This window comes from Streptomyces sp. NPDC003379 (genome assembly GCF_053589195.1).
The window spans coordinates 165,059-182,506 of sequence record NZ_JBSFRK010000007.1; the positions used below are offsets into that span (position 1 = coordinate 165,059).

Consider the following 17,448-nt stretch of genomic DNA (forward strand, 5'->3'; position numbering starts at 1 on the left):
CGTGCTGCTTCGCGCCGGGGCCGGGCGCAGATCTCCGAGTGGCAGGATTGAGAGAGTGCTGGGGGACGACGCGGAGCTGACCGCCGCGGTGCTTGCGGCGCAGGACGGGGACGAGACCGCGTTCCGGACTGTGTACCGCGCTGTGCACCCACGGTTGTTGGGATACGTACGTACGCTGGTCGCCGACCCGGACGCCGAGGACGTCGCCTCCGAGGCCTGGCTTCAGATAGCGCGCGATCTGGACCGGTTCAGCGGCGACGCGGACCGGTTCCGGGGCTGGGCGGCGCGCATCGCGCGCAACCGCGCCCTCGACCACATACGCATGCGGGGGCGCCGCCCCGCGATAGGCGGCGACGAGTCGGAGCTGACCGGGAAGCCGGGTGAGGCGGACACCGCCGGGGAGGCGATGGAGTCCCTCGCCACCGGCGAGGCGCTGGCGCTGATAGCGAGGCTGCCGCAGGACCAGGCCGAGGCCGTCGTGCTCCGAGTCGTCGTGGGCCTCGACGCCAAGAGCGCCGCCCAGACCCTCGGCAAGCGCCCCGGAGCCGTCCGTACCGCGGCGCACCGCGGCCTGAAGCGGCTCGCCGAACTGCTCGGCGCGGACCCCGCGGAGCCCCCCGGCGCGCTCGGCGCCGTACCCCCACAAAGGGACCCGCAAAGAGACCCGCAGAGAGAACCGCGCGGCCGCGCGGTGACGTCCGCCGGTGTGACGCAATCGCGTACGCGGACGCAGAAGGACATGTGATGGCCGACGAGCAGGACAAGTGGCTGGACCGCGACGCGGCGGAGCGTTTGCTGCGCGGCGAGCCCCTCGAAGGCGTCGACCCTCACGCGCGCGTACAGGCCGACCGGCTCGCCCAGGCGCTCGGCGCCCTGGCCGCCACGGACCGCCCGGACGCCCCCGGCGAAGGCGCCGATGCCGGCGAACTCCCGGGCGAGGCCGCCGCGTTGGCCGCGTTCCGTGCCGCCCGGGCGGCGGACTCGGGCTCCGCGGAGGCCGGTCACCGCTCGGCCGCGTACGCGACGTCCGCCCATGAGGCCGCCGCCGCCGAGACCGTACGCAGGAGCCGCGCCGCCGACCGGCCGAGACCGAGCCGCTGGGGAAGACCGGTGCGCTTCGGGCTCGCCGCGGCGCTCGCGGGCTGCATGGTCGGCGGTGTCGCCGTGGCCGCGGGGACGGGCGTGCTGCCCTCGCCGTTCGGCCGGCACGACGAGCCGAGCCCGGCCGCGTCCGTGTCGCCCGTCGCCACCCCCGAGGAGCCGCGGGCCTCCCCGTCGGACGAGGCCCGGGAGCCCTCCGAGGATCTGCTGCCGGACGACACCACGGCGCCCGACGACGAGCCCACACGCGAGCCGCGCACCCATACGCCCCCCGAGGCGGAGGCCGGCGGCGACCACTCCGGCGGCGCCACGCGGCTGCCCGGGGACGAGGGCACGCGCACGCCCCGCACCGACGGGGGCAAGAACTGGTACCGCAGGGTGGTGGCCGCCTGCCGCGACTACCGCAGCGGCGCACTCCAGGGCGAGAAGCGACGCCGCCTCGAAGAGGCCGCCAAGGGCCACTCGCGGGTGGAGGAGTTCTGCGGCCGCGTCCTCGGCGGCTCGGGAGGCGGCGGCCAGCAGGGCAACGGCGGCGGCCAGGGCGGTGGCAACGGCGGAAGCAACGGCGGCGGCGGTGACGAGAACAACGGCGGCGGTGACGGTGAGAACGGCTCGGGCGGCGAAGGGGACGGCGGCTCCGGCGGCGACACCGGCGGCGCCCCCGTCCCGCCCCCGGGCCTCCCCGCCCCCACCCCCACGGGCTCGTACAGCGCCCTGCCGACCCTGCGCTGACGCTGAACCCGGTGGGGACGATCCGCCGCCCGCCGCGAGGTGTGACGTTTTTCGACGGGGTGACGCAGTAAGAAGTGAGCCGACTGGTCATCGGCCCGCGCACGAGCCGGGGGTTCCCCCCGTACCTTCGGCTCCGTGCCATCGGCGTGGGCGGGATACGTTCCCCCGATCCCGCCCACGCCGCTTTTCGTACCTCTGCCCCCTGTCACCAGCAGAGCTACTTGTAGATGACGACCCGGTCGCCCATCCGCACCTGGGCGAAGAGGCTCGCGATCTTCCTCTCGTCCCGGACGTTCACGCAGCCGTGCGACCCGCCCGCGTACCCCCTGGCCGCGAAGTCCGCCGAGTAGTGCACCGCCTGGCCGCCGCTGAAGAACATCGCGTACGGCATGGCCGTGTCGTAGAGCGTCGAGACGTGGTGCCGGGACTTCCAGTAGACGCTGAAGGTGCCTTCGCGCGTCGGCGTGTACTGCGCGCCGAAACGTACGTCCATCGTCGACAGGGCCTTGCCGTCGACCATCCACGTCAGCGTCCGGCTGCTCTTGGCGAGGCACAGGACCCGGCCGGTCAGGCACCGCTTGTCCGGCTTGGCGGGCGGGCTGCCGCCGCCCGCGTACAGCTCGTCCCGCGTCGGCTCACGCGTCATGCGGAGCAGCCGCTGCCAGGTGACGGTGTCGGTCCTGCCGGTGGCGGGCAGCCCGCGCTTGCCCTGGAACGCCTTGACCGCGCCGGCGGTGTGCGCGCCGTACGTCCCTGTGGGGTTCACGCGGAACCAGCCGATCTGCCGGAGCCTGGCCTGTAGCTCCCGCACCTGGCCGCCGCGTTCCCCCGCCCGCATGAGCGTCCGGGGGGCGGGCGCGGGAGGAGCGCTGGGCCGGGAGGCCGAGGGGGCTGGAGGGGCCGGAGCGGGGGGCGGCGCGGTCGAGGCGCGCGGCGAGGCGCGTGGCGAGGGCGGGGGGAGCGTCGGCGCGGCGGAGACGTGCGGCTTCGCGCCGACGCCCCGCGCCCCTTCCTCACCCGGCCGCCCGCCATCCGGGTCGACGACCACCGGCTTGCACCCCGCGACCAGCGCGAGCACCGCCACGGCCCCCACAGAGAGCACGCCCTTCCCCATGCCGGCCTTCCCCATTCCACTTCTGCCCATCACGCCCCCTGAGCTCCTGGACAACACTTCTAAGTGTTTCCCGGTTTGCCGCGCGTGACGCGTCCGGGAGGCGGGCGCAAGCTGGACGCATGACACACGAGTCGGAGTCCGGACTGCCCATCGAACCCGTGTACGGCCCCGAGGCCCTGGAGGGCTGGGACCCGGCGCGGAAGCTCGGCACCCCAGGTGCGTACCCCTTCACGCGCGGTGTCTACCCGACGATGTACACCGGTCGGCCCTGGACGATGCGTCAGTACGCGGGCTTCGGCACCGCCGCGGAGTCCAACGCCCGCTACCGGCAGCTGATCGAGCACGGCACGACCGGCCTCTCGGTCGCCTTCGACCTGCCGACCCAGATGGGCCACGACTCCGACGCGCCCCTCGCGCACGGCGAGGTCGGCAAGGTCGGGGTCGCCGTCGACTCGGTCGAGGACATGCGGGTGCTGTTCGACGGCATCCCGCTGGACCAGGTCTCGACGTCGATGACGATCAACGCGCCCGCCGCGCTGCTGCTCCTCATGTACCAGATTGTCGGCGAGGAGCAGGGAATCGCGGCGGACCGGCTCACCGGAACGATCCAGAACGACGTACTGAAGGAGTACATCGCACGCGGCACGTACATCTTCCCGCCGCAGCCCTCGCTGCGCCTGATCGCGGACATCTTCCAGTACTGCAAGGCCGAGATCCCGCGGTGGAACACCATTTCGATCTCCGGCTACCACATGGCGGAGGCGGGCGCCTCGCCCGCGCAGGAGATCGCGTTCACCCTCGCCGACGGCATCGAGTACGTCCGTACGGCGGTGGCCGCCGGCATGGACGTGGACGACTTCGCGCCGCGCCTGTCCTTCTTCTTCGTGGCGCGTACGACGATCCTGGAGGAGGTCGCCAAGTTCCGCGCGGCCAGGCGCATCTGGGCCCGGGTCATGCGGGAGGAGTTCGGCGCGCGGAACCCGAAGTCGCTGATGCTCCGCTTCCACACGCAGACCGCGGGCGTCCAGCTCACCGCGCAGCAGCCCGAGGTGAACCTGGTCAGGGTCGCCGTCCAGGGCCTGGGCGCGGTCCTCGGCGGCACCCAGTCCCTGCACACCAACTCCTTCGACGAGGCGATCGCGCTCCCCACCGACAAGTCGGCCCGGCTGGCCCTGCGTACCCAGCAGGTACTGGCGTACGAGACGGACGTGACGGCGACGGTGGACCCCTTCGCCGGGTCGTACGTCGTGGAGAGCATGACGGACGACGTGGAGGCGGCGGCGCTCGACCTGATGCGGCGGGTCGAGGATCTGGGCGGCGCGGTGCACGCCATCGAGCGGGGCTTCCAGAAGAGCGAGATCGAACGCAACGCCTATCGCATCGCGAAGGAGACGGAGAGCGGCGAACGCGTCGTCGTCGGCGTCAACCGCTTCCAGCTCGACGAGGAGGAGCCCTACGAGCCGCTGCGCGTCGACCCCGCCATCGAGGCCCGGCAGGCCGCCCGCCTCGCCCGGCTCCGCGCGGAGCGCGACGGTGCGACGGTGAACGCGGCCCTCGCCGCGCTCCAGGCGGCGGCGAAGGGGGAGGCCAACGTCCTCCACCCGATGAAGGACGCCCTGCGCGCCCGCGCGACGGTGGGCGAGGTGTGCGGGGCGTTGCGGGAGGTGTGGGGGGCGTACGTTCCGGTCGACGCGTTCTGAGACGGCGAACGGGGTGCCGTCCGGTTGCCGTTCGGGTGCCGTTCGGGTGCCGTTCGGATGCCGTCCGGATTCCGGATATCCCGTACCCGGTGTCGTACGCGCGTGCGACACTCCGCCCATGCTGGGTGTAACCGATCTTCCGACCTATCTCGCGGGCCTCGTCCTGATCATTCTGCTGCCGGGCCCGAACTCGCTGTACGTGCTCTCCGTGGCCGCGCGCCGGGGCGTACGCACCGGTTACACCGCCGCGGCGGGCGTCTGGTGCGGCGACGCCGTGCTGATGACCCTGTCGGCGGCCGGCGTGGCCTCGCTGCTGCAGGCCAACGCGCTGCTCTTCGGGATCGTGAAGTACGCGGGCGCCGGCTATCTGACGTGGCTCGCGGTCGGGATGCTGCGGGCCGCCCTCGCGATGTGGCGGGCGCGGCACGAGAGGGCGGTGCGGGAGGACCCGGCGGGCGGCGGGGGAGAGGGCGCGGCCGAGCGGCCGTTCCGCAGGGCGCTGGTGATCAGTCTGCTCAACCCGAAGGCGATTCTGTTCTTCATCGCCTTCTTCGTGCAGTTCGTCGACCCCGGGTACGCCTACCCCGCGCTCTCCTTCGTCGTACTCGGCGTCTTCGCGCAGATCGCGAGCTTCCTCTACCTCACCGCCCTGATCTTCGGCGGCACCATGCTCGCCGCCGCCTTCCGCCGCCGCAAGCGGCTCTCGGCGGGGGCCACTTCGGCGGCGGGCGCGCTGTTCATCGGGTTCGCGGTGAAGCTGTCGCTCAGCAGCGTCTGAGGCCGCCGGGCCCGGCCCGCTCAGTGGTGCCAGGCCGAGCCGCCCACGTTGTGGATCATCCGCTGGAGGACCTTCAGGGTGCTGACGTACTCCTCGTCCGTGACGCCCTCACGGATCTCCGCGACGATGCTCTGCTGCCGCTCGGCCACACGGTCCCGCAGCGCGCGGCCCGCGCCGGTGAGGGCGAGCCGGCCCGCGGCGTCCTCGGTGAGCAGGCGGCGGTCGTGCAGCGCGCCGATGTTGTGCCGCAGGGAGCTGTCGCCGGTTTCGAGGTAGCCCCGCAGGACCGCCACGACCTCGTCGCCGTCGCGGCCCTCCGGCGGCGCGTCCACGAGCTGGTTGAGGACCCACCACTGGGGCTGGGTGAGGCCGAGTTCCGCGAGGGCGGTGCGGATGTGGGTGACCACGGCCGTGGCCGCCGCCGAACTCCAGTATCCGATGGGCTGGTTGAGGAGGTCGGCGTCGGTGTGTGAGTACGTGAAGGTCGTCATGCGCCCGAAGGTAGGACCTCAAGCGGACTTGAGGTCAAGCCGCACATCGCGTCAGGTACTCCACCAGACCATCCCGCGCCTCCTCGCCCGCCCACCCGACGTACCCGTCCGGCCGGACCAGGAAGAGGCCCTTCCCGTACGGCTCGTACGCGGGTACGCGCTGGACCCGCACCACATCGCCGTCCAGCGGCGGCAGCTCCGCGTCCGTGCCCACCGCGAGCAGCGTGAAGTGCGGGCCCCGGAACGCGTCGAACAGGGTCCCGGATCCGCACGGCCCGTCCGGTGCGCGGTCGCCCGCCCGCAATGCCTCTTCCGCGAGGCCCTCGCGGGTCTCCACCGCCAGTGACGCCTCGCGGTAGCCGATGCCGAGCTGCCGGGTGGCGGCGCCGCGTCGCGCCTCGCCGCGGTGGATGCGGGTGGAGAGTCCGAGCATCCGGGCGGCGTTGGGCAGCCGCTCCTCCTCGTAGGTGTCGAGCAGGGCTTCGGGCGCGCCGTGCCGCAGCACCGCGCCCAGCTTCCAGCCCAGGTTGTAGGCGTCCTGGACGCTGGTGTTCAGGCCCTGGCCGCCCGCGGGCGAGTGGACGTGCGCCGCGTCCCCGGCGAGGAAGACGCGGCCCTCGCGGAAACGGTCCGCCAGTGCCGCGCGCGGCCGGAAGTCGGAGGACCAGCGGACCTCGGTGACGTCGTCGCCGCGCAGATGCGTGCGGGCGGCGACGAGGCCGCGTACGCCCGCGAGGGAGAGGTCGGGCGCCGTCCCGGCGGGGAACTGCGCGGTCAGTTGGAAGTCGTCGGTGCCGGGCAGCGGGCAGATCGCCGTGTACAGGCCGCTGTCGTCGGCGGCCGGGAACAGGTGCCAGTTGTCGCGGTCCAGCGCGGGGACGCGGATGTCCGCCACCAGGATCGGGTTCGGGTCCACCGTCTCGCCCGCCATGGTGATGCCGAGCGTCCGGCGCAGGGTGGAGCGGCCGCCGTCCGCCGCCACCGCGTACACCGCGCGCACCGTCCCGCCCGTCGACAGCGCGGCCGTGACCCCCGCGGCGTCCTGGGTCAGGCCGGTCACGGCCGTGCCGAACGCGACGTCACCGCCGAGCCGGCGCAGGCGCGCGAGGAGGATCTCCTGGGTGCGCCACTGGGGGAGCATGCGGGGTTCGGTGTACGGGGCGGTCTCCGTCGGCTCCGGTTCGTCGAACATGCGGTACTCGCCCTGCCGCCGCCCGCCCCGCCACACCATGCCGACCGGCATCGGGCCGCCCGCCGCGCGGACCGCGTCGGCCACGCCGAGGTCGTCGAAGACCTCCAGCGTGCGCGGCTGGAGGCCCTTGCCGCGCGAGCCGGGGAAGAGGACCGGAGCCCGCTCGACGACGAGGGCGCGGACCCCACGCCTGGCCAGGTCGCAGGCGAGGGTCAGCCCGGTGGGACCGGCGCCCACGACGAGCACGTCGCTCTCCACACGCGGGACCACGTCCTTAACGCTGTTAAGTTCCATGCGGCAGAGCCTGCGCTTAACGGTGTTAAATTGTCAAGGTGGCTACGACGAAGCTGGACCGCACCCGCGTGGCGCGCACCGCGCTCGACCTGCTGAACGAGACCGGCCTCGAAGGGCTGACCCTGCGTGCCATCGCCCAGCGCCTCGACGTGAAGGCGCCCGCCCTGTACTGGCACTTCAAGGACAAGCAGGCGCTGCTCGACGAGATGGCGACGGAGATGATGCGGCGCATGGCCGACGACTTCCTTGCCATGCCGGCCGACGACTGGCGCGGCGCCCTCACCGGCGCGATGCGCGGGCTGCGCGGCCATCTGCTGCGCTACCGCGACGGCGCCAAGGTGTTCAGCGGCACCCAGTACACGGACCTGTCGTACGTGGCCCCCCTGGAGACCTTCCTGCGCACGCTCGTCACGGCGGGCTTCACACCGGGCGCGGCCGCCCGCGCCTGGTTCACCGTGTACGGCTACACCATCGGGTACGTCATCGAGGAGCAGGCCACGGCTCCCGGCCCCGGCCGCGGAGAGAGCGGCTACGACCTCGCGGCACGCGCCGAGCGCCTGGCCGCCTACCCGCTGGCCGCGGCGGCGGGCGAGGAGATGTTCCGCGGCCACGACCGCGGCTTCGAGGCGGGGCTCACCGCGGTCGTGGCGGGGATCGGGGCGACGCTCCTCACTTCGGGGGCGTCGGGCTCCGGTTGAGGCCCCTGCGGATCAGCGGCGTCAGCCGCTCCTCGACGTACCGGTTCAGGAGCCACGCCAGGGCCAGCATCCCGGCGATCGTCAGCGCGAACGTCGCGTACGAGGGCAGTCCGAGGCCCCGGTGCAGCGCCTGGACCGCCACCCAGCCCAGGTGCTCGTGCACCAGGTAGAAGGGGTAGGTGAGGGCGCCCGCGACCGTCAGCCAGCGCCAGTTCACCCGGTCCAGGTGGCCGAGCGCGATCAGGAGCACCGCCGCGAAGCCCGCCGTCACGACCGCGATGATCACGAGCGAGGAGCGGTACGAGAAGAAGTCGGGGTTCGGCGCGTGCCACAGCCCGGCGACCGCGTAGTGCTGGCCGAGCAGCCAGCTCACGCCCACGATGCCCCACGCCGTGAGGTCGCCGCGGTCGCGGTGGACGAGGTAGACGCCGATGCCGCCGATGAAGAAGGGGGCGTACTCCGGCATGAGGACCAGGTCGAGGAGCGGCACGTCCGCGGTCGTCGCGACCGCCGCCGCCAAGGTCCACACCGCGCAGAACAGCACCACCCGGGCACGGGTCGCGCCCGGCAGTACGACACACAGCGCGAACAGCGCGTAGAAGCGCAGCTCGGCCCAGAGCGTCCAGCACACGCCGAGCACCCGGTCCACGCCGAGCGGCTGCTGGAGCATGGTGAGGTTCACCAGCGCGTCGCTGGGCGAGACCGCGTCGTACGCGACGACCGGCAGCGCGAAGACCGCCGTCACCAGGAGGACCGCCGCCCAGTACGAGGGCAGCAGGCGGGAGGCCCTGGACGCGAAGAACGAGCGCAGGGGCCTGCCCCAGCCGCTCATGCAGATGACGAAGCCGCTGATCACGAAGAAGATCTGCACGCCGAGGCAGCCGTACGCGAACCACTCGTGGGCGGTGGGGAACTGGAGCCTGGGGGAGCTGCCCCAGGCCTTGGATATCTCGCCGTCGCGGCCGCCGTAGTGGTAGGCGGCGACCATGAGCGCGGCGACCAGGCGCAGCCCGTCCAGCGCGCGCAGCCGGGGCTTCGCGCGGGCGGGAACGACGGTGGCTGTGGGCGTGGCCGTGGCCGGGCGTGCCGAGGTGCCCGCTCCCGGGGACGCGCGCGGGAGCGTTTGTGCGGGGGCCGTCATCCGAGCGCGGTCCGCTGGATGGAGCGCCGCACCGAACGGGCGCGACGCGCGACGCGACGTACCGCCGCGTTGCGCGGGATGAACGCGAGCTGCGAGGGCAGCGCACCGGGCAGGGCGAGCGCGGTGAGGCGGCGCCGCTTGAAGTAGCGCCAGGTGCGGGCGGAGAGGTTCCCGGCGAGGTAGCGCTCGGCGTCGGGGCGCAGACGGGGATAGATCTGCGGCTGCATCGCGAAGCCGACGGCCTTGAGGAGGTTCGTCAGCTCACCGGTGCCCATGCCCGCCCGCCGCTCCGAGACCGCCGCGCGGTCGGTCAGCTCGGGCAGCAGCGCGTCGACGATCGTGACGGGGACGCGGTTGCTGTTCTGGTAGGGCGCGAGGCGTTCCAGGAGGAGGTCCGTGCCGGTGCGGGCGACGGGCAGGTCGTAGAGCGCGGACGCCGTGAGCAGCGCCGTGGAGAAGCAGCCGACGACGAGCGCGGGCCGCATCCGCTGGTAGAGCACCTCGGCGAGCACGGGCGATTCGAGCACCGTCAGCTCGACGCCGATCGCCCGCGCCTCCTTCTCCAGGGTGCGCGACCAGCGGGCGGGCGCCGTGGGGTGGGGCTTGAACACGACCTGGGTGTGGCCGAGTTCGGCGGCGCCGCGCACCATGTGGACGTGCAGCTCCTCCTCTTCCTCGGCGGTGAGGATGTTCAGGGCGGAGAGGTACTGGCCGAGAACGAGGACGGGCGCGTCGAGGCTGGGCAGCGCGTCGCCCGCCGCCTCCGCCTCTTCGTCCTCGGCCAGTTCGGCGAGCACCTTCACGAACGCGTCGGTCGGTACGATCTCCGGCTCGACGCCGAACTCGGTGAGCAGCAGCGGGGTGAGCCCCGGCACCAGGTCCAGATGGAGCAGGCGCCGTACGCGCGTGCCCACCAGGGGGTCGATCTTGTTGCGGGTGGGGCCGTAGCTCATCAGGCCGTCGGCGTAGACGTCGACGGGGGCGCCGGTGAAGATCTGCGTGAGCGCGAGCGCCGGGTTGACCTGGATCGACTCGACGGCCAGCTCGACATCGTCGTCGCCGAGATCCCAGAGCATCCGCACGTACCGCTCCCACAGCACGACGTCGTCGCCGCGCGGGGACCAACCACCCGGGTGGAAGGGGGCGATGGCCTCGTTCCAGGAGCGTACGTCGTCGAAGCGGCCGCGCAGCCGCGCGAACCCCGGCATCGCGTCGAGCGAGGTCGTGGTCTCCGGGGTCGCCGCGTTGTTGCTGATGAGGAGGATGCGGCGGCCGGCGGGGCCGAAGCGGTCGGCGTCCAGGGCGGCGGCGAGCGTCGCGGCGCCGTACAGCGTGGACGCCAGGAAGATCTGGGTCGCCATTACGCGGCCACCTCCGGCGACACGGGCCGACGGCGCAGCCTGCGCAGCCGGGTCGCCCGCTGGACGTCCATGGAGTCGAGCGCGTCGTCCAGCACGCCCTGCGGCATCCGCTTCAGCGCGGCCGCACTCATTGACTTCAATTTGCGCGCCACGGGTGGCTCGAACCTTTCGATGGATCCCAGATGGTGGGAGATGATCGCGCAATAGGTGCGCACGGCCTTCGGCAGGAGTCTGTCGGCGTCCCGGTCCGCCGCGGTTTCCCGTACCACCTGGTCGAATGCCTTGATGAAATCGAGCTGCCGTACGTCGCCGATCTGGGTGAGCGACGAGGCGACCCCGCGCCGGTAGAACACGCCGAGAAGGCTCACCGCGGCGAAGGATTCCGCCTCGCGGTGCAGCCGCCAGATCCAGGGCCGGTCCTCCGCGGTGCGCAGACCGTCGGTGAAGTGCAGCAGGCCCGCGTCGGCGAGCCGGCGGTGGTAGATGCCCGCCCAGGCGTACGCGTAGTCGACGGACGTCGACCGGTCGGCGGGGAGGATCACCTCGCGCGGGTCCAGCACGACGCCGCGCCTGCCGTGCGGGACCCGGTGGACCGAACGGGACCGCGCGGTGCACTGCACATGGTCGGTGCGGACGAAGTCACAGCCCAACCCCTCGATGGCGGCGAGGAGTTGTTCGTAGTAGCCGGGGGCGAGCCAGTCGTCACCGTCCAGGAAGGTGAGGTACTCGCCGCGCGCCGCGTCGAGGCCCGTGTTGCGGGCGGTCGCGAGCCCTCCGTTCTTCTCATGTCTGAGGTGGACGGCGCCGGGAAGCTCGCGCGCCGCACGCTCCAGGATGTCCGGGGTCTCGTCGCGCGAACAGTCGTCGACGAGAATGAATTCGAAGTCGTCGCGCGCGTTCGCGCGCAGACTCCTCAAGGTGTCGGGCGCGTATTGCTGCACGTTGTAGAACGGCACGATGACGGAGAGCTTAACCACGAGGGTGACGTTAGGTGTCGGCCCGTCATTCGTCTCGACCCGCAGTGGGATGCCAGGTGAACGACGCGTGGCGGAATGGTTAACCGGGCTGCCGGGAAGGCGTTTCACGGGCCGATTAGCCATTCGTCGGCATGCTGTTAACCGTTTGTTGCACCTGAGTTGGGCCGCGAATCGAAATGGCTTCCTAGCGTCTGGGACGTGCCAGCAAGTAACCGAAACCCGCTGCGGGTGGCCGTGCTCGCCGATTCCGATACGCGATGGAAATGGGGCGCTCTTACCGCGAACCGCATCGTATCGGACAGTCGGTCCGAGTCCGACGGTCATCGACTCAGCGGGTACCTGCTCCGCGGCCGGGCCACCCCGACGCCCCGGCAGCTCGAAGAGGTGGGTGTGCGCGCGGACTCCCTGCGCGAGGTCACCGCCGTCGAGTTCCTGCGCGAGATGGAGCGGGACGCGCCCGATGTGATCGTGCTCGCCCTGGTGGGCGGGGCGGTCCAGGCCGTGCTGCACGGACTCGCCCGCGTCACCGAGGACGCCCGCCTCACCGGGACCCCCCAGAAGCGGCCCGTCGTCGTCACCGGCTATGTCGGCGTCGTCTACGAGAAGCTCACCGACGGCCTCCTCCTGCGGCACGGCGCGGACGTCGTCCTCGCCAACTCCCGTCAGGACGCCGAGCGCTTCCGCGCGGTGTACGAAGGGGTGGGCGCCGACGCCTCGTCGGTCACGGAGGCCGCCCTGCCGTTCCTCGGCGGCGCGCCCTACCGCACCGAGAACGACCCGTACACCGTCGTCTTCGCCGCCCAGCCCTCCGTACCGGACAGCGCCGCGCACCGCACCTACCTGCTGCGCCGCCTGGCCGAGCACGCCCGGCTGCACCCCGACCGCGAGGTCCTGCTCAAGCTGCGCAGCAAGCCCGGCGAGCACACCACGCACATCGAGGAGCTGCCCTACCAGAAGCTGGCGCAGCGGATCGACGGGGGCCTGCCCGCCAACTGCCGCCTCGTCTACGGGCACATGGGCGAGGTCCTGGACCGCACCGACCTGCTGGTCACCGTCAGCTCCACGGCCGCCCTCGAATCCCTGCACCGGCGCATCCCCACCGCGGTCCTCACCGACCTCGGAGTGCGCGAGGCGCTCGGCAACCACCACTTCACCGGTTCCGGATGCCTCGCCTCCTGGGACCAGCTGGACGCGGGCCACCTGCCCGTGCCCGACGAGCGGTGGCTGGCCCGGCAGGGCGTCGCCGCCGACGGGGCGTACGAGCGGGCCTTCGACGAGGCGAGGCGGAAGGTCACCGACCTCCTCGCCGACGCGGCGGCCGGCCGCATTCCGCCCCTGAAGCCGTACTACGGCCTCACCACCGCCCGCGGCTATCTGCCCGGCATCCTCGCCCGCCACCACCTCGCCCCCGACGGCTCCCCGCTGCCGGGCACCCCCACGGCCGACAGGGACCCCGGCCCCGTACGCCAGATCGTGCGCCGCGCGGCCCGCGGCGCCTACCGCCACGGGGTGCAGCGCGTGGCCCCCGTCATCCGCCGGATGGGCGAGCTGTGACCCGCCACGACCGTCCCGCGGCCGAGGAGCCCGCTGTGACCTCCTATGACCGTTCCGCGGCCGGGGGGCGCGCTGTGGCTTCCCGCGGCCGTCCCGCGGCGGAGGAGTTCGCTGTGACCCGCCAGGACCGTCCCGCGGCCGAGGAGCCCGCTGTGACCTCCTACGGCCGTCCCGCAGCCGGGGGGCGAGCTGTGGCCTCCCACGACCGTCACCGGGCGGCGGAGCCCGCTGCGACCTCCTACGGCCCTCCCGCGGTGGACGGTCGCGCTGTGACCTCCCCCGACCTTCTCCCACTCCCAGGAGCCCCCATGTCCCACCCCGGCCCAGCGAGTACGCCGGTCCGTCGAGTCCTCGCCGTCATTCCCGCCCGCGGCGGCTCCAAGGGTGTGCCCGCCAAGAACCTCGCCCCGGTCGGCGGCGTGCCGCTGGTGGTGCGCGCCATCCGGGAGTGTCTGGGCGCGCGGCTCGTCACGGACGTCGTGGTCTCCACGGACGACCAGGTGATCGCCGAGGCCGCCCGCGCCGCCGGCGCCGAGGTGGTGCTTCGCCCCGCCGCGATCGCCGGGGACACCGCGACCAGCGAGGCCGCCGTCCTGCACGCGATGGACGCCCACGAGGCCCTGCACGGCGCCCGCGTCGACGTCGTCCTGCTCGTGCAGTGCACCAGCCCCTTCCTCACCCGCGAGGACATCGACGGGGTGGCGGCCGCCGTCGTGGAGAACGGCGCGGACACGGCCGTCACGGTCGCCCCCTTCCACGGCTTCATCTGGCGGGACGCGGCGGACGACGCCACGGACGGCTCCCCGTCCGCGGAGGTCCCCGCGCAGCGCTCGGACTCCGTGGGCGGCACGGCGACGCTCGCCAACTCCACCCGCACCCGCGGCGGCTACGGCGTCAACCACGACAAGTCGTTCCGTCCGCGCCGCCAGGACCGCCCCCAGGACCTCCTGGAGACCGGCGCCGCCTACGCGATGGACGCGGCCGGCTTCCGTACCCACAAGCACCGCTTCTTCGGCCACACCGAGCCGGTCCGCACCGACCCGGCCCGCGTCCTTGAGGTCGACGACCCGCACGACCTCGCGCGGGCCCGCGCGCTGGCGCCCCTCTTCGACACGGGCCACGCGAAAGCCCGGCCCACCGCCGCCGACATCGACGCGGTGGTCCTCGACTTCGACGGCACCCAGACCGACGACAGGGTGCTGATCGACTCCGACGGACGGGAGTTCGTCTCCGTGCACCGCGGGGACGGCCTCGGCATCGCGGCCCTCCGCAGGAGCGGCCTGCACATGCTGATCCTGTCCACGGAACAGAACCCGGTCGTCGCCGCGCGCGCCACGAAGCTGAGGCTTCCTGTCCTGCACGGCATCGACCGGAAAGACCTCGCACTGAAGCAGTGGTGCGAGGAGCAGGGCATCGCTCCCGAGCGCGTGCTCTACGTCGGCAACGACGTCAACGACCTCCCGTGCTTCGCCCTCGTGGGCTGGCCCGTGGCGGTCTCCAGCGCCCACGACGTCGTACGCGACGCGGCCCGCGCGGTCACCACCGTCCCCGGCGGTGAAGGCGCGATCCGAGAGATCGCCACCTGGATCCTCGGCCCCTCTCTCGACTCCCTCCACAGTTAAGGAAAGTTCCCGCCATGAGCACCCTCACCTCCGTCACCCCCCTCGACGCCAACTCCCGCCTGCGCCAGTTCGGTTCGAAGACGGCCGGTCCCGGTCAGCCCGTGTACATCACCGGCGAGATCGGCATCAACCACAATGGTGACCTGGAGAACGCGTTCAAGCTGATCGACGTGGCCGCCGACGCCGGCTGTGACGCGGTCAAGTTCCAGAAGCGCACCCCGGAGATCTGCACCCCGCGCGACCAGTGGGACATCGAGCGCGACACCCCCTGGGGCCGCATGACGTACATCGACTACCGCCACCGCGTGGAGTTCGGCGAGTCCGAGTACCAGGCCATCAGCGAGCACTGCGCCAAGCGCGGCATCGACTGGTTCGCCTCCCCGTGGGACACCGAGGCCGTCGCCTTCCTGGAGAAGTTCGACCTGCCCGCCCACAAGGTCGCCTCCGCCTCCCTCACCGACGACGAGCTGCTGCGCGCCCTGCGCGCCACCGGCCGCACGGTCATCCTCTCCACCGGCATGTCGACGCCGAAGCAGATCCGCCACGCCGTCGAGGTCCTCGGCTCCGACAACATCCTGCTCTGCCACGCCACGTCGACGTACCCGGCCAAGGCCGAGGAGCTGAACCTGCGCGTCATCAACACCCTCCAGCAGGAGTTCCCGAACGTCCCGATCGGCTACTCCGGCCACGAGACCGGCCTCCAGACCACCCTCGCGGCCGTCGCCCTCGGCGCCACCTTCGTCGAGCGCCACATCACCCTCGACCGCGCCATGTGGGGTTCCGACCAGGCCGCCTCCGTCGAGCCGCAGGGCCTCACCCGCCTGGTCCGCGACATCCGCACCATCGAGGCGTCGCTCGGCGACGGCGTCAAGAAGGTGTACGAGTCGGAGCTGGGCCCGATGAAGAAGCTGCGCCGCGTCGCGGGCGTCGTCGCGGAGGCCGACTCGTCGGCGGCCGCCGAGCCGGTCGCGGTCTGAGCGCCCGGCCCGCCTTAACGGGAGACGGACAGACGACGATGAGCCCCCGAGTCGGCCGAGCCGCCGACACCGCAGCGGCAGCCGCGCCCGAGCGCACCACGCTCGCCTTCGTGGAGAGCCCGGTCCAGCTGCTCAACGTCCTGGAGTGGGCGCACGCCGCGGCCGCGACCGGCCCGACCGGAGGCCTCACCGTCGTCGTCCTGTCGCCCAACGACCCCATGACCCGTGGGCAGTTGCGCCGCATGGCGCAGCTCGCCCGCGACGAGGGCGTCGAGGTCCGCTGGGAGGAGGCACGCGGCGGCGCGAGCGCCCCCTTCCAGACGATAGGAGGCCTCGCGGGCGCGCTGCGCAGGGCCGACCGGATCGTCATAGGCGACCCGTTCTCCCGCTACGTACAACTGCTCCTGACGATCACCCGTGCCCCCTCCCTCGTCGTGGTGGACGACGGCACGGCGACGATGGAGTTCATCTCCCAGCTCGCCCGCGGCGAACGCCTGGTGCGCTGGCACCGCAAGGGCGGCCGCCCCGGCGCCCGTGACCTGGTCTTCGCGCCGGTCTCGGCCTCGGCCAGGCGCCGCCTCACCCCCGGAGCGTCCCGCACGGTGGAGGTCTTCTCCGCCATGCCGATCGACCAGGCGCCGCCCGGCGTCGACGTCACGGTCAACGCCTTCGCCTGGACCAGGGAGCGCTTCGGCCCGCCCCGCATCACGCGCGGCGCCGACCTGGTCGGCACCTCCCTCGTCGAGACGGGCGTGGTGGACCCCGACCGCTATGTCGAGGCGGTCCGGGCGCTCTCCCTCACCCACGGGGCGACCCGCTACTTCGCCCACCGCCGCGAGAGCTCCGAGAAGCTCCACCGGCTCGCGGTGGAGACGGGCCTCCAGGTGGTCCGCCCCGACCTGCCCCTGGAGCTGATCGCCCGCCGCGGCCCCATCGGCCGTACGATCCTCAGCTTCCCCTCCACGGTCGTCCACACGCTGCCGCTCGCCCTCGCGGGCACGGAGGTGAAGGTGGCGGTCTGCGACATCGACCCGTCCTGGCTCACGGAGAACGCGTCGCCGCGCGCCCAGGGCTTCCTGTCCGGGGTGACGGGGACGGCGCGCGACGTGCACCGGCTGACGTCGGTCATCTCTGCGGCGGGTAGTCCTCGAAGCGTGGGGTCCCCGGCTCCGGGGTGAGCCGGGTGGCGCGGGCCACGAAGCTGATCGCGTGATACCAGCCGGCCAGCATCAGCAGGTCGAGCAGCTGCTCCCGGGTGAACTCGGCGGCGAGCCGTGCCCACAGGGCGTCGTCGATGTCGCCGCCCGCGTGCAGCGCGTCGCTCAACTCGACGAGCAGCCGGTCGCGTCCGGTGGTCCAGCACGGGTCCGTGCTGGACCCGTGGGTCAGGGACGCGATCTGCTCGTCGCTCAGTCCGGCCTTCGCGGCGAAGCGGGAGACGTGGACGGCCCACTCGTACTCGGAGCGGCACAGGGCGCAGACGCGGTCGATGACGATCTCCCGGTCGCGCAGCCCGGCGCTGAAGTTCCGCCCCAGTTCGTAGGAGCCCCAGCCGTGCATCGCGGCGGCCATCGGCACGTTGTGCGCGAACATGCGGAACAGGGCGATGGGTTCCTGCCCCGGCGGCATCATGCGGCGCAGGACGGCGGCGGCCTCGGGCGGGTAGGGGGCTCGGAGGGGCGGTATCCGCTCGTCGGTCACGGCTTCCTCTCGGCT

General features: G+C 72.7%; 16 protein-coding genes. 9 read left to right on the forward strand and 7 right to left on the reverse strand.

Annotated features, from left to right (window positions below):
* The first annotated feature begins 55 nt into the window (after positions 1 to 55).
* Together ACWDVB_RS09135 and ACWDVB_RS09140 are read left to right on the forward strand one after the other, a co-directional pair.
* Positions 56 to 745, forward strand: a complete 690-nt coding sequence (locus ACWDVB_RS09135) for an RNA polymerase sigma factor (protein ID WP_451514918.1) — start codon at positions 56 to 58, stop codon at positions 743 to 745.
* Positions 745 to 1,833, forward strand: a complete 1,089-nt coding sequence (locus ACWDVB_RS09140) for a hypothetical protein (RefSeq protein ID WP_451514919.1) — start codon at positions 745 to 747, stop codon at positions 1,831 to 1,833. Before ACWDVB_RS09135 ends, ACWDVB_RS09140 begins: the two co-directional genes overlap by 1 nt.
* A 217-nt stretch (positions 1,834 to 2,050) precedes the next feature.
* Here the strand turns inward: ACWDVB_RS09140 and ACWDVB_RS09145 are convergent, their stop codons facing one another.
* Positions 2,051 to 2,962: a L,D-transpeptidase family protein gene (locus tag ACWDVB_RS09145; protein ID WP_451515031.1), complete on the reverse strand. Its 912-nt coding sequence runs from the start codon at positions 2,960 to 2,962 to the stop codon at positions 2,051 to 2,053.
* A gap of 104 nt (positions 2,963 to 3,066) precedes the next feature.
* Here ACWDVB_RS09145 and ACWDVB_RS09150 point away from each other — a divergent pair, with 104 nt between their 5' ends.
* Positions 3,067 to 4,647 (forward strand): acyl-CoA mutase large subunit family protein, encoded by a 1,581-nt coding sequence (locus tag ACWDVB_RS09150; protein ID WP_451514920.1) that lies wholly within the window; start codon positions 3,067 to 3,069, stop codon positions 4,645 to 4,647.
* A 118-nt stretch (positions 4,648 to 4,765) separates the two neighbouring features.
* On the forward strand, positions 4,766 to 5,425 hold the full coding sequence (gene leuE / locus ACWDVB_RS09155; RefSeq protein ID WP_451514921.1) for a leucine efflux protein LeuE: 660 nt from the start codon (positions 4,766 to 4,768) through the stop codon (positions 5,423 to 5,425).
* A gap of 20 nt (positions 5,426 to 5,445) precedes the next feature.
* Here leuE and ACWDVB_RS09160 read toward each other — a convergent pair whose 3' ends face one another.
* Together ACWDVB_RS09160 and ACWDVB_RS09165 are read right to left on the reverse strand one after the other, a co-directional pair.
* Positions 5,446 to 5,916 carry a MarR family winged helix-turn-helix transcriptional regulator gene (locus ACWDVB_RS09160; protein ID WP_451514922.1) on the reverse strand — a complete coding sequence of 157 codons (471 nt, stop codon included), beginning with the start codon at positions 5,914 to 5,916 and terminating at the stop codon, positions 5,446 to 5,448.
* Between the two features lie 34 nt (positions 5,917 to 5,950).
* A complete protein-coding gene (locus ACWDVB_RS09165) occupies positions 5,951 to 7,402 on the reverse strand; it encodes an FAD-dependent monooxygenase (RefSeq protein WP_451514923.1) in 1,452 nt (483 codons plus the stop codon).
* A gap of 29 nt (positions 7,403 to 7,431) precedes the next feature.
* Between ACWDVB_RS09165 and ACWDVB_RS09170 the strand changes: the two genes are divergently transcribed.
* Complete coding sequence (locus tag ACWDVB_RS09170; RefSeq protein WP_451515032.1) at positions 7,432 to 8,100, forward strand: TetR/AcrR family transcriptional regulator C-terminal domain-containing protein; 669 nt, start codon at positions 7,432 to 7,434, stop codon at positions 8,098 to 8,100.
* On the opposite strand, the gene ACWDVB_RS09175 is transcribed toward ACWDVB_RS09170, so the two are convergent.
* Genes ACWDVB_RS09175 through ACWDVB_RS09185 form a run of 3 tightly spaced genes read right to left on the reverse strand, consistent with a single transcriptional unit; the run spans position 8,072 to position 11,579 of the window.
* The gene (locus ACWDVB_RS09175; RefSeq protein ID WP_451514924.1) at positions 8,072 to 9,241 is read right to left on the reverse strand and encodes an acyltransferase family protein; all 1,170 of its coding nucleotides are present in this window, start codon (positions 9,239 to 9,241) and stop codon (positions 8,072 to 8,074) included. The two genes, ACWDVB_RS09170 and ACWDVB_RS09175, sit on opposite strands and share 29 nt — an antisense overlap.
* Complete coding sequence (locus ACWDVB_RS09180; RefSeq protein ID WP_451514925.1) at positions 9,238 to 10,602, reverse strand: polysialyltransferase family glycosyltransferase; 1,365 nt, start codon at positions 10,600 to 10,602, stop codon at positions 9,238 to 9,240. The genes ACWDVB_RS09175 and ACWDVB_RS09180 overlap by 4 nt, the downstream gene beginning before the upstream one ends.
* A complete protein-coding gene (locus ACWDVB_RS09185) occupies positions 10,602 to 11,579 on the reverse strand; it encodes a glycosyltransferase family 2 protein (protein ID WP_451514926.1) in 978 nt (325 codons plus the stop codon). Before ACWDVB_RS09185 ends, ACWDVB_RS09180 begins: the two co-directional genes overlap by 1 nt.
* Before the next feature lie 198 nt (positions 11,580 to 11,777).
* Between ACWDVB_RS09185 and ACWDVB_RS09190 the strand changes: the two genes are divergently transcribed.
* The 4 genes from ACWDVB_RS09190 (at position 11,778) to ACWDVB_RS09205 (ending at position 16,910) form a co-directional block, all read left to right on the forward strand.
* Complete coding sequence (locus tag ACWDVB_RS09190) at positions 11,778 to 13,133, forward strand: DUF6716 putative glycosyltransferase (RefSeq protein WP_451514927.1); 1,356 nt, start codon at positions 11,778 to 11,780, stop codon at positions 13,131 to 13,133.
* 308 nt (positions 13,134 to 13,441) lie between these two features.
* On the forward strand, positions 13,442 to 14,755 hold the full coding sequence (locus ACWDVB_RS09195) for a cytidylyltransferase domain-containing protein (protein ID WP_451514928.1): 1,314 nt from the start codon (positions 13,442 to 13,444) through the stop codon (positions 14,753 to 14,755).
* Between the two features lie 14 nt (positions 14,756 to 14,769).
* Complete coding sequence (locus ACWDVB_RS09200) at positions 14,770 to 15,732, forward strand: N-acetylneuraminate synthase family protein (RefSeq protein ID WP_451514929.1); 963 nt, start codon at positions 14,770 to 14,772, stop codon at positions 15,730 to 15,732.
* A gap of 38 nt (positions 15,733 to 15,770) precedes the next feature.
* Positions 15,771 to 16,910 (forward strand): hypothetical protein, encoded by a 1,140-nt coding sequence (locus ACWDVB_RS09205; RefSeq protein WP_451514930.1) that lies wholly within the window; start codon positions 15,771 to 15,773, stop codon positions 16,908 to 16,910.
* On the opposite strand, the gene ACWDVB_RS09210 is transcribed toward ACWDVB_RS09205, so the two are convergent.
* Complete coding sequence (locus ACWDVB_RS09210) at positions 16,858 to 17,433, reverse strand: carboxymuconolactone decarboxylase family protein (protein ID WP_451514931.1); 576 nt, start codon at positions 17,431 to 17,433, stop codon at positions 16,858 to 16,860. The genes ACWDVB_RS09205 and ACWDVB_RS09210 overlap by 53 nt on opposite strands.
* Between the last annotated feature and the right edge of the window lie 15 nt (positions 17,434 to 17,448).